Raw genomic sequence first — 12577 nt, forward strand, 5'->3', positions numbered from 1 at the left:
TTTACTCCTTATTTGTAACTTCAGGGTAAAATCCTAATTGTTTGGATAATTCTTTGGCAACGTGTATTAAAAACTTTGCACCTTCTTCATTGCCGTTGTGTGCAAATGATGTGGCAACCTGCATCATTGATTTGATTAAATCCGCATCTAATAACTCAGAATTAGATTCTATAATTTCTGGCTCTTTACCATTTTCACATTTTAATAACTGCTCAATCAAACCATAATATTGATTCTGACGTTCTTCTGGAGACATAATTTTTTTAGATTTACTACTTTTCGAGACTTTGCTGCCATAATTTTTCCAACATTTCTACTTGTTGTTGAAAAAGGTTAGCGCGATAAACTAAATATCTATCGTAAAGATAAATTGCTGTTCCAATACAGAATGGTACAAATAAAAAAAACCATCGACCTATATTACGAGTTTGATATTTATCTGATAAATTTAGCTTTTTTTCATTTGAATTTATATAGAACTTATCTTCATCATTGGAATAATCATTATTTATAAGCGAATTAGTTTGTAACAAAGACGCAGAACATTCGTTACCGATAGTTTGGTTGTAACTCGAAATATTCTGCTGTGTTTGGACAAACTCTAAATGCTTTTCCCATACCACACCAAATACTGTTAGGCTAGGAAAAATGATGGCTAGAGTCATTAGACAAACAGCAAATACATTGACAAGCTTTGAATTCATCATGGCTTTTATTTCTTACATCACATCAAGCCAGTGAAAAATATGCCTATAGCGAGAATTTAATTAATATAATTGCGATTGCCCAAAAAGATGATCGAAGTAAAGGCGCTGTGCAATATAGAATCCGGCTTTAAATAGAGGGTTTTAAGAAGCCCCCCCGAATTAACGGGGGGGTAGAGGGGAATCTCTGCGTAAATCCTATAGTAGTTATATCAGTCGGCAAACAGTTAAGTACTCAATGCGATCGCCCTTGAATTTATTAAATTAATTACGGTTGTACTCAAATACCTCTAATCCAATTATATTAAGGATTAAACTTTTTTTTTGGGTACGGGTTCTGGTATTTTAAGGTAGGGGTGCTGGTACTCATGAAGTGAGGTTCTAGCATTTTTGTACTCATTATTTGGTAATGGGTAATAGGGAATGGGTAATAGGGAATAGAAAATTATGCGAGATTTTAAAAACCGGGTTTCTCAAATTTCACAAATGATTTAGGATTACTGTATGAATAAATAAATATCGCAGTTATAAAATATACAAAATCTCTAATCTTAAAAAATAATAATTTTCGGGTTATTTGTTTTGTTTTATGCACTATTTGTGACAGAAATTTTCGTATTAAGGTTAACCGTATAATATTTACTAAATTATTATTTTTTTCTCAGATCCGGCGCTCCCTCTCTTGAAAAGTTGCTCTTGGGGGAAACCCCAAGACTGCACTTTTCCCTGTTCCCTATTACCTGCAATTGCCAAATGTAATTGAGTTTTAATATTTTGAATTCAGAAAAAAAAAGATAAATATTTTATGATTAATAGAAAGGATGGGTAGAAACCAATGCGAATAGCTAAAGATGTGACTCAACTTATCGGTAGAACTCCGTTAGTTGAACTGAATAAAATTCCTCAAGAAGCAGGATGTGTCGCCAGAATTGTGGTGAAGTTGGAAGGAATGAACCCGGCAGCTTCAGTCAAAGATCGTATTGCTGCGAATATGGTCAAAACGGCACAAGAACAAGGTTTAATCGAACCTGGAAAAAGTATTTTAGTAGAACCTACATCTGGTAATACGGGAATTGGATTGGCAATGGTAGCAGCAGCGCTTGGCTATCGCTTAATTTTGACAATGCCAGAAAGCATGAGTTTAGAAAGACGAGCCATGCTTAAAGCTTATGGTGCAAGTTTGGAATTAACCCCAGCCCAAGGAGGAATGCGCGGGGCAATTTCCAAAGCCGAAGAAATCGTGGCTAACACGGAAAATGCTTTTATGTTGCAGCAATTCCAAAATCCAGCAAATCCCCAAATTCATCGCGAAACCACCGCAGAAGAGATTTGGGAAGATACCGACGGAGAAGTTGATTTTGTGATTGCTGGTGTTGGTACTGGTGGAACAATTACCGGAATTGCCGAAGCAATCAAAGAGCGCAAGCCAAGTTTTCAAGTAGTTGCGGTAGAACCTAAAAACAGTCCCGTTATGGGTGGCGGATTGGCGGGGCCACATAAAATTCAAGGTATAGGTGCCGGATTTATCCCAGATGTTCTACGTAAGGATTTGATTGATGAGATAGTTGCCGTTGACGATGAAGAATCGATGGCGATGGGAAGACGTTTAGCAAAAGAGGAAGGAATACTATCCGGTATTTCCTCCGGTGCGGCTTTATGTGCGGCGATTGAAATAGGTAAACGCCCCGAAAATAAAGGACGTTTGATTGTGATGATTCAGCCTTCCTTTGGGGAAAGATATCTGAGTACCCCGATGTTTCAAGATTTGGGTAAAGAAGTTGCTACCGTTAGGTAATTGGTAAGTAAAACCTCACCACGCCACTTGCTACGTACTGCGGAAACCTCCCTTCGGGTTCGCTAGTTTGAGGGACGGAAACCGACACCCCCAACTAGACTCACCGCAACGCAGTGGCTTCTCAATCCCTCTCCCTTAGCAAGGAAGAGGTAAGCTTGTAGCTTGTAGCTTGTAGGTTGGGTTAGACAGGAAAGTAAATTAGTTTATTGCCATAAGTTAAATTCATCCTGTCGTAACCCAACATCAACATTTTGCGATCGATTCAATATGCTCGCATAACCCACAAATCATCATGTTGGGTTACGGCGCAATTTAATGGTTCGTATCTATGCTCAACATTGCTTTTTCGCCTAACCCAACCTACAACTACAAACTTTTAAAAAGCAAAAAAAATCTCCCATTAAAGGAGAAAATTAAAAGTATTAGAAAAGAATTTTATTCAAAAAGTTTTTTTAAATTAAACTAGCTCAATGCTTGAAGACTTGCGTTTACGCTTTAGAGAAGAACCAACAACTGCACTTATACCAACTAAGCCTAAGATAGAAGTAGGTTCGGGCACTTTTCTTTTAACTGGTTTTTTTCCTTCTCTGTAGTAGACACTGATGTGAGAAACGTCTTTGATATCCCCACCATTAAAATTAAATGCTGCTTTCTCGTAGGGTGATTTCCAGGTTCCAGATTCAACTCCATCTGCAAGCTGATAGCCTACAAGTGTTGTCCCCTTTCCAGACTTGAACACCAGCATGATGTCACCCCAGTTTTCCTCAATTACACTTGATAGATTCCAGCTTCCTGTTTTCCCCTCACCCGTGCCATTAAACCCACCATTCACACCAATTTTGCCACCAAAATTCCAATTGGTGTAACCAAAGAAACCTTCTCCTTTATTTACAGTCAGGGGCTTGTTCGGGCTTACTGAATCCTGAAACTCGTCACTTATTGTACAATTTGTCGTACCTGTGACTTTACCCGATATGTCATAACTACTAGTAGAGCAAGAGCGGAAACTAACAGCACTAGCTTGTTCTTGAACTGCACCCACAGCACAAACTACAGTGATAGCAGCAATTCCTACCTTATTAAATAGATTCATTGTTAAATTCCCTATGGTTAATAAAAAATGTATTATGCGTGACTTTGATATCTCAAACCTAATCGCTACTAATCATTAATCGCAAGACTTAATCAAAACTCTTCACCAAGTGCTAAAAAACAGATTTATTAGCATTTATTTACATAGGTATTTTGTCATCTTCCTAATTTTGGAGATAATTATATTCGTAGTATTTGCGAATATATACGTAAATAATGCTGGTTTTGATTATGGATAAGATATTGATGTTTCTTCCATTACGATTAAATACGGATATAGAGGATAAGTATTTACTTGCAACTATTACCCAAGCGATAAGTAAAACAGGTGTCGAGGTTTTCAGTTATTAGAAAGGTTTTATCGGTTTTTGGGAAATTCAGACGATTTTAGGAGCATAAGCATTTATAGCTCTTCATAATTTAAGTTAGTTTCTAGTAATTCGTGTTGGTATGAAGCGATCTATATCGCTGACTAAAAAATTGCTCCGACAGATAAAATTGATAATGTCTTTAAATTTAGCATCCTGCTTTTTTCTCTTAAAGGTGAACAAGTTAATTAGATTTGTTTCTCTATATCAGTAATAAGTGATTTTAGCTGTCAGTAGTTAAACTGACAGTAAATCTTCTATCAATTATTAAGTAAAATGAGTTTAAGTTATGATGAGCTTTATCAGTGTTAGTACTGATTAGGATGCTGAAAGCTAGTTTAGTAATGAGTTTTTATAAAAAGATGCCCTCACTCGCTTATGAGTGGGGCTACAATTATAAAGCCCACCTGTGTGGGCTATTTCGTTTTAACCGCCAGGTAAAGTTTAAAAATGGTTTTTTATGAGGAACGAAATAACACTCTTCCGGGAAGAATTTCGTCGTTGATTTTGGCATAAACTCGCAGACAAGCGGAAACTTCTCCAGGTATACCTCCTGCATCTACTTGTAAATCGTCTTTTGAGAAGGAGTAAACATCAGCGTAAGTTCCCCATAAAGGACGAATCTGGACGCTTATTCCGGCTTGACGCGCTTGTTGTGCTGCTGTTTCTAAGGTGCGACGCGCTTCTTGTTGCAGTTTTCCCCACCAGGAAAAGCGATCAACGCATGGTAAATAAACTAATGAATGTATGGCTTCGTCTAAGTCAAGTCTGGCACGTAAGCTTGTGAAAATATCAGTATCAAAAGTTACTTTTACTCTGTTGTAACGTTCTATTAGTGCGGCGATGTACTTAGGTTTATCTGCTGAATTTAACGAACGAACCCCAAAGCGATCGACACTTCTTAAAGCATGGTGTAAATGCGGATCTACTTCAATAAATTTAAGACAAGTAGAAACAATCGAGGCAAGTATATCAAGTTCGCTACCGCTTCTTCGGGTTTGCAGTCGCTCGTCAAAATTAACTAGATTGGAAAAGCACAACCCCGAAGCTTGAATATTACCTTTCAAACCCGAGTAAATATGTTCGGGAATAGGAAAAGCAAGTTGCCGCAGAGAGACTTTATCTTCCGTTGCACCTAATGTAATTACTTGGTTAAGGAGTTGCGATCGCGCTACTTCAGCTTGTTTTTCAGGTACACGCAAAAGCAATCGTTGCATTTCATTCCACAGTTGAGCATCATCGTTAGCGTAAAACTGATATTCGCCGATGTATTGCAATAGTTCTTTTCGGGAAAGTAAGTTTTGAGCAATTGGCTCTAGTCTAAGCTGAGTATGAGTTTTCTGTAATTGCGGTTTGCTATCTACTTGGTTTGAAACTGGTTCTAAAATATCTTCCCAGGTCGGAATATCTTCTGTATTATTACTTTGATTGTCAGATTCTAATATTACATCTAATTCTTGCAAAAGTTGCCGACAAGCATCACTTCCGGGATCGGAAACTTCGGTTTTCAAAGCTTCTTGTAACTCGGTTCGCAGCCCTAATAGATTTAACCGCAGTAACCAAGCTAACTTTGAGTTTTTGGTATTTAGTAATTTTTTAAAGTTGGGCATGGGGAATTGGGAATGGGTTTGAGCGCTTAATCAATCCAATCAATCGCCCTCACTCTGGCTATGGTGGGGCTACAATTACGAAGCCCGCCGTGGCAGCGGGCTGGAATAGCCGCGTTTACGGTATATTCTTAAACTTTTTATTTTTACAGTTATTGCAACCAGCTTACAGAAATATTTTTTTTAAATGCTATGACATTGATGCCTAATTCCTAAGATCGATTCCTAATCCTTAAACCGAAATTTTACTAATACGGGTAAATGATCTGAAGCTTGTTTTACTTCATCAACTATTCTCCATTCGGTTACTTCTATATTTTTAGGAGTATAAAAAACATAATCGAATTTAACTTTAGGTTTATCCGATGGAAAGGTAGCAATTTGGGGATTATTTAATGCTTCTGGTGGTAAAGCTGATTTTATGGAAGTAGTTTTTAATAAAATATCAACAGTCGGTTGCGGGTTTTCGGGTATTGGGGGAACTGTACTATTAAAATCTCCTAGTAACAATACCGGATATTTATCGACGTATTCGGAAAGCAGTTTTTGAATATATTCGGTTTGTTTCTTTCGGGTTGGTGAGTCGAATGCTTCTAAATGAACGTTAATGATAATAACAGAACGATTATCTATTTTAATTTCGCTGATTTGTGCGACTCTATCTAAATAAAAAGCGTTGTAAAAAAAAGGTTTACTAGCTACTTTATCTAATACTATCCGTTTATTATTTGTAATAGGATAACGACTTAATACAGCTTGTCCCGATAATATTCTCCCAAAATGTGCGGAAAATGGAAAGTAGGGAAACGGTACATAAGTTTTATCCCAGTTAATTGCTATTCCTGCTTGATTAAAAGAAAGCGCTTTGGCTAATTCAGAAACTTGATTTACCTTAAAAGAACGTTTTGAACCCAAATCTATTTCTTGAAAGCTGATAAAATCGGCATTTAACGGTTTGAGAGCATCAATCACAGTTTTCAAGTTATTATCAAACAGCTTTTTCTCTCTACTGACAGCTTTATTATTAGTTAAGCCAGAAAGATAACCGATATTGTAAGTAATTAGCGTAAATTCATTTTGATTCGTCGTTGTTGCTGAAACTGGGTAATCGACAATTTCCGCATACTTTTCGCGAGAATAAGCATTTGAGCTTGCCCAGAAATAGAACACAACTACCGCGAAGATTAGTAACCCTAAAATAATTCCGCCGAATTTGAGTATGGTTGCGAGAAAATTTTTCATTGAATCGGGTATCAATTTTGAATACACAATTATCACCCGAAGAGTGCGGTTGATCAATGAAAATCTATTTTATCATTATTGTTTTCTAGTTTGCTTTAATTTCATTAAAATGCTGTTCGTAATCGCTTATTAATTACAGTACAATAGAATAAAATATCTAGACTGGCTAGACAGATATATAAAAATGGAAAAACAGTGGCAGTTACAAGAAGCAAAGAATAAATTCAGTGAAGTGGTTGATAAAGCTATCGATGAAGGAGCGCAAGTTATTACTAGAAGGGGTGTTGAAGTCGCAATAGTTTTATCATATACAGAATATCGTCAGATGATAGCGTCAAAAAAGAAGATATCCGAGTTTTTTCGCGAGTCACCCTTAACAGAGGAAGATTTAGATTTTAGTAGAGACAAAAGCGATGCTCGGAAAGATATTGTGTTATGAATCTGCTCGACACTTGTGTAATTTCTGAATTAGTAGCCAAACAGCCTTCTGAAAAAGTTATTGATTGGATTGATAATCTTGAGCAAGAAAGTATTTATTTAAGCGTTATTACTATTGGTGAAATTTATAAGGGAATAGAGAAACTACCCGAATCAAAGCGGAAAGTGAATCTCCAAAAATGGTTGAATGAAGAATTATTAATCCGCTTTCGAGGGAAAATTCTGGTAGTAGACACAGATGTAATGTTGGTTTGGGGAAAATTAACTGCGAGGCTGGAAATAGAAGGAAAAAGAATGCCAGCAATAGATTCTTTAATCGCTGCAATTGCAATACACCATAATTGCAGCTTGATAACTCGGAATGAAGATGATTTTAAAAATGTTGCTTTGAGTATTATTAATCCTTGGAAGTAGGTAATTGGAGATTGTAGGGTGCGTCGCGGCATGAATACAGCGGTTTTCAGTTGAATGGAATATAAATTTAACCTCACCCCTTCCCCTCTCCTTAGTAAGGAGAGGGGAATGGGTGAGGGCGGGGTGAGGTTTTAGATGTATTAGACTCAACTAAAAACTGCTATATAAGGTTGCAAGATCATTTTTCCAAAGCTCAGACATAGTGAAACCCAACATATTTTGTGTAGATGTTGGGTTTTACTAAGATATTCAAATTAGTCTACTACTTTGCTGCTTGCTTTTTGCGACGAGAAACTACACCAGCACCACCCACTGCGAATAAACCTAAGATAGTTGTAGGTTCGGGAACAGATGCAGTAGATGCAGACTGAATCTGTACGTTATCAACACCAGCATGGAAAAAACCTTGATTATCAACATTTCGGAAAGCCAAGCGCACGGTAGAACCAGCAAAGGCAGTCAAGTCAAATGTGCCATTATTAAAACCATTAACAAGAGGAGCCTCAGCGATGGGAGATATAAGATTGGCTAGTACTCCATCACTTGAACTAGAACCAAACCAATCAGTAAAACTAGCATCAACAATATCAACTCTGAAGTGATGATTGGAAAAACTATCCTTATTCATATTTCCAGCATCAGATACTCCAGCATTGAAAAAGTCTTGAGCAAACCAATCAAATGAAAGTGTGTGGTTAGAATCTCTGAGGGAATTCCGAAACCCTTTTGATTATAATGTCGCCAAATCTTTAGATTAGCTAAATGAAGAATTACTAATCCGCGTTTGGGGAAAAATTATGACGATAGATATAGATGTAATATTGGTTTGGGGAGAATTAACTGGAAGATTGGAAGTAGAAGGGAAGAGAATGCCCGCGATGGATTCTTTAATTGCTGCGATCGCGATACATAATAATTGCAGCTTGGTAACTCGTAATGAAGATGATTTTAAAAATATTGATTTGACTATTATTAATCCTTAGAAGTAGGAAATTGGGGATTGGCTATTGGTAATTGTAGGTGCTGTCACGGCATAAATATGTAAAAATGTCGGTTACAAAGTTGAAAATGCCGTAACGCACCATTAAATTCCACACACAACCCAACAATATAAAAACGGTGCGTTAGGCGCGAAACATACATATTTAATCATAATCCAAATTAACAATCGCGCCATAACACACCCTACAAATTAATCATTGATAATTGATAATTGTTCATTGATAATTGATTAATGCATTCCACAAAATGGATCTCTTTCGGCTTCGACATTAGTAGATTGTGGTTGTAAGGTATCTCTAAAAATACATCCTTCTTGTTTGAGAAATTCGGGATTATTTGATGTCCAATATGGTACTTCAAAGGGATGTACGCGCAATGTTCCTTTAAAGTCTAATGTGACGTAATAACGGCAAGGATATTCGCTGTTAACTGGTGGTTGTGGTAATTCACCAATTAATTCCCAGGTATTAGATTGGGGGTTGCGGAATTGAAAGTAAAATGTGTGTTTTCCGCTGGCTGGAAATGGTGGAAGCTCTGCTATTAAACCGATGGTTTGCGGTTGGTTTGCGTCGTTTTCGTAGCGAAATACTCGTAATTCTTTGCTATAGTCTTTACCGGCTTTAAATAATACTGTATGTGCGTCTGTTTTTAAGGCGTTTGCTGCTTCGACGACGTTCACTGCTATGTCGCAGATTACTTGGGATTCGTCGGTAATTAGTTCTTGATTTCCAATGCCTTTTGCTGCGTCGATGCTAGGAATATTTATTGGTATTAAATAATGAGGAATTCCACGACAAAGTAATAAATCAATATCTAATTTTTGATTGATTTCAAATTGAACTTTGATATTATTTTTAAAGTCGTCTTCGGTGATTCCTAATTTTTTCATTAAAGCGTCACCGTTAAAGCTTCCCCATAACTGCAACTTCATTTTTTCAAAGTCTTGTCTTCTGATATTATTGGTTAGCTGCATTCCCAACCAATTGCTGCGTAATTTCGCCATTCCTTCTTCGGCTTTGAGTTGATAAAGTTCTTGTCCAGCGTGGAAAATTGGAACTGGACTTCCACCAATTACTTCTCTGACGAAGGAGCAAGGTAAAAAGTAAAATAAGTTTTTGACATCTATATAAAGTTGATTTGCGCCTTTCCTCAGCAAATCTTTTGATTCTTGGGGAGAAAAGCTTAATTGACGTAACTTTTCGGCAAAGCAGGCTCCAGCAGATGTGGCTAATTTAGTATATTCTGGTTCAAATGTGACTCTTTCTTCATTCCAGACAAAGTAATCTGATTTACTAAATACTCGATAAAGTTCCCGCTCTACGAGTTCTAAATTACAGGTTTTACCGGATAATATTAACCAGTCTACCTGTTCTTTTTTTAGTTTGGCTTCGTCTTGCTCTACAAAATTGATTTCGCTGACAAACTTCGATTTAAAAGCATTTTCAATTAACCCGGAAGCTATACCGATGGCTTCTTGAATTACCGGGGAAGCTGCTTTCTCGAATTGTTCTCCCGTTAAGGTAACGCTAATTTTCTCAAGTACGTCTGTGGGTAGTTGAATATCGTTTTGGGAAAGTAATTCCGATATTTGCTGTCCGTTTAAAACAAATATTGCTTCTGGGATATCATTGACAAGAAAGCGTTTTTGTCCCAAAGCTAACTTAGCATTTTCAGCGTGTTCCCAAAGGTCGTAAAATGTTTGAGAGCGAGATGAACGATTTTTCCAGCGGGTAGGTAAGACTTTTTCAGCGTCGTTTAATGCTTCCTTATAAGTATCACCTTCGCGAATTTCTTTATCAACACAAGCTAACAGCGAACCTTTACGATATTTACCGTTATCTAAAAAGCGTTCGTTTAACTCTTCCGGCTGTACTTTCAACGCATCTCTGGGTAAAATATCATCCGCAACAGCACTTAATAGAGAATCAGCGATCGCCACTTTCAGCAACAAGAATAATCGCAGCGAAATCAGTTCTCCACCCAATTGTAAATGCCCGGAAGATCCCAACAGTTTTGGTGTAAGTTTATAATATCGTCCCCCATCACCTCTATCTTCGGTAGGTTCAAAAGGGTCAATTTCTTCTAAAGTCAGTCGAATTAAGGCTAAATCAGTGGTTCCCCCACCAATATCTAAAACTAAAACATTTTGCCACCATTTATTTCCGTCGTGGCGACAACGACTTTTAAAAGATTCTATACCTAAGTTTAAATCCCCACCAAATTCTTGCCATAAAAAGAAGATAGCTGCCGAAACTGCTTCATCATAAGCCATTTGTACATCTTCGATACCCAGCTTCTTAACTAAACTTTCGATTTCCCGACGAATAAATGGGGAAGCAATTGTGGGATATGTCAAAACTGCGCGATAAAAGTTACCATCGCTGCATTTACCAGGATAGCGCTGACGATATTTTTGGGTTAAATCAATTAACTCAGCGTAAGCAGCCTGCAAAAGCTGATTTACCTCAATAGTATCTTCCTTACCATTCAAACTTATATTAAAACTGCGCTCCTGACCAAAATAGCGTTTGGGAGAATGCAAAAATCTACCGTCAATTCCTTCCCCTTGCTTAATCGCATCCAATCTATGCTGATAAGCTTGCTCTCCCAACATGACTTTTACCTTTGAAGGATCTTGAGATGGTAAAGAAGGTTCTAAATTAACCACCTCCAACTCCGAAGGAATTTCATTTAATCGTCTATCTTTATCCAACTCCACTGGTAACAAACTTTGCCATTCCAAAGCCGGAACCCGAAAAACCTGATGATAAATTTGATTTAATCTTTTACTAGCAGCCCGACGGAACCAGCCCAAACGCTTGCTCAGACAGATTTCTATTTCGCGAATTGCCTCTAATAACTGCTCTCCTCTTAAAAGCTGTAAATTAGCGGGATTAAAATCATCCAAGTTTTTACTGAGGTGAGAGAATAACTTTTGCCACTCAGCATCCCAAACATCGCGACCGATACCCGGCACTTCATCAACCGGGCGTTGCGTCAACCAAAACGCCAATTTTTCGCTTAACTTTTCCTCTTGTTCGCTGGGTAAAGTATGGGGAGTGACAATAACTTTTGGATCGTAAAGCGTTACCGTAGAATTAGAAGTACCAAAATCAATTGCAAACCAACCGGGATAAGTTATATCGGATTTTTCTTTTTCCGAAACTGACGAAGAGTGATTAAGAATAGGAGTTTCGCTGATCATATCTTGATTGGTCATTTTTTCAGTAAGTTCCGGATTTCTCCAGCGAGCATTTTCTTCAGCAAAAGTCCAAATATTGCAATCAGCAGCAGCGGTTTTTTTCACAGCTAAAATAGCCTTGCCCGCATCATCAGCATCGAAATACTCAGCACTCACCCGCAAAGTTAAATCAATTCCCTTGGGTAAAGGTGGATTCCAAATGCAATCATTTTGTCTCAACCGCTGCGGAGAAGTAAGCTTAAGTAATCTATCGGTACTAAAACTTACGCTTTTATAAGCCGATTCTATTTGTTCTGCTAAGGTTGATCGCTGTCCCAAAACCTTAATTTCAATCGAAGAAATAAACGGAGAATTAGGACTATCAGCCGGTTTTATTTCAACAACAGGCAACAATAACAGCAGCGGATCGGTTTCTTTAGTACGTAATTGATAACGACTGAATAGTTCAATTTTGACAGGCATATTTTATGTGAGAGGGGGAGAGTGGGTAGAGGGGGGAGAGGGGGTAGAGGAACTTAAGAATTAGGAATTGCTTTTATCTCTAAAATTACTATCTCTTTCTTAACTTCTTATCTCTGTGCCCTCAGCGTCTCTGCGGTTTTTTTAATAATGAATCTTCCGGAAAAAGGTAAGTTATGATTTTGAAATAATTAGGGAGCAAGATGCTCCCACTACGGGAATTGATTTAAATAACTATAATTTTTAATTGTTCA

11 protein-coding genes are annotated in these 12577 nt (G+C 37.5%); 4 read left to right on the forward strand and 7 right to left on the reverse strand.

Annotated features, from left to right (window positions below; translation table 11 throughout):
* Nucleotide 1 precedes the first annotated feature (1 nt).
* Together ACM03V_RS12490 and ACM03V_RS12495 are read right to left on the reverse strand one after the other, a co-directional pair.
* On the reverse strand, nucleotides 2–259 hold the full coding sequence (locus ACM03V_RS12490) for a hypothetical protein (RefSeq protein WP_414621165.1): 258 nt from the start codon (nucleotides 257–259) through the stop codon (nucleotides 2–4).
* 13 nt (nucleotides 260–272) lie between these two features.
* Nucleotides 273–707 (reverse strand): hypothetical protein, encoded by a 435-nt coding sequence (locus ACM03V_RS12495; protein ID WP_414621102.1) that lies wholly within the window; start codon nucleotides 705–707, stop codon nucleotides 273–275.
* 832 nt (nucleotides 708–1539) lie between these two features.
* Between ACM03V_RS12495 and cysK the strand changes: the two genes are divergently transcribed.
* The gene (gene cysK / locus ACM03V_RS12500) at nucleotides 1540–2499 is read left to right on the forward strand and encodes a cysteine synthase A (RefSeq protein WP_414621103.1); all 960 of its coding nucleotides are present in this window, start codon (nucleotides 1540–1542) and stop codon (nucleotides 2497–2499) included.
* A gap of 457 nt (nucleotides 2500–2956) precedes the next feature.
* On the opposite strand, the gene ACM03V_RS12505 is transcribed toward cysK, so the two are convergent.
* The 3 genes from ACM03V_RS12505 to ACM03V_RS12515 form a co-directional block, all read right to left on the reverse strand.
* On the reverse strand, nucleotides 2957–3592 hold the full coding sequence (locus ACM03V_RS12505) for a PEP-CTERM sorting domain-containing protein (protein WP_414621104.1): 636 nt from the start codon (nucleotides 3590–3592) through the stop codon (nucleotides 2957–2959).
* 825 nt (nucleotides 3593–4417) lie between these two features.
* Entirely contained in the window at nucleotides 4418–5569 is a 1152-nt protein-coding gene (locus tag ACM03V_RS12510; protein WP_414621105.1) for a hypothetical protein, read from the reverse strand.
* Nucleotides 5570–5791: 222 nt separating this feature from the next.
* Nucleotides 5792–6808, reverse strand: coding sequence for an endonuclease/exonuclease/phosphatase family protein (locus ACM03V_RS12515; RefSeq protein ID WP_414621106.1), 1017 nt, complete (start codon nucleotides 6806–6808; stop codon nucleotides 5792–5794).
* A gap of 184 nt (nucleotides 6809–6992) precedes the next feature.
* On the opposite strand from ACM03V_RS12515, the gene ACM03V_RS12520 reads away from it, so the two are divergent.
* The gene (locus ACM03V_RS12520) at nucleotides 6993–7247 is read left to right on the forward strand and encodes a type II toxin-antitoxin system Phd/YefM family antitoxin (protein ID WP_414621107.1); all 255 of its coding nucleotides are present in this window, start codon (nucleotides 6993–6995) and stop codon (nucleotides 7245–7247) included.
* Complete coding sequence (locus tag ACM03V_RS12525) at nucleotides 7244–7660, forward strand: type II toxin-antitoxin system VapC family toxin (protein ID WP_414621108.1); 417 nt, start codon at nucleotides 7244–7246, stop codon at nucleotides 7658–7660. The genes ACM03V_RS12520 and ACM03V_RS12525 overlap by 4 nt, the downstream gene beginning before the upstream one ends.
* A gap of 262 nt (nucleotides 7661–7922) precedes the next feature.
* On the opposite strand, the gene ACM03V_RS12530 is transcribed toward ACM03V_RS12525, so the two are convergent.
* Nucleotides 7923–8288, reverse strand: a complete 366-nt coding sequence (locus ACM03V_RS12530) for a PEP-CTERM sorting domain-containing protein (protein ID WP_414621109.1) — start codon at nucleotides 8286–8288, stop codon at nucleotides 7923–7925.
* A gap of 169 nt (nucleotides 8289–8457) precedes the next feature.
* On the opposite strand from ACM03V_RS12530, the gene ACM03V_RS12535 reads away from it, so the two are divergent.
* Nucleotides 8458–8643: a PIN domain-containing protein gene (locus ACM03V_RS12535; protein ID WP_414621110.1), complete on the forward strand. Its 186-nt coding sequence runs from the start codon at nucleotides 8458–8460 to the stop codon at nucleotides 8641–8643.
* A 248-nt stretch (nucleotides 8644–8891) separates the two neighbouring features.
* Here ACM03V_RS12535 and ACM03V_RS12540 read toward each other — a convergent pair whose 3' ends face one another.
* Nucleotides 8892–12326, reverse strand: coding sequence for a molecular chaperone (locus ACM03V_RS12540; RefSeq protein ID WP_414621111.1), 3435 nt, complete (start codon nucleotides 12324–12326; stop codon nucleotides 8892–8894).
* Nucleotides 12327–12577 lie beyond the last annotated feature (251 nt).

Source organism: Calothrix sp. CCY 0018 (genome assembly GCF_963920925.1).
In the GTDB taxonomy this organism is placed as follows: Bacteria; Cyanobacteriota; Cyanobacteriia; order Cyanobacteriales; family Nostocaceae; genus Rivularia.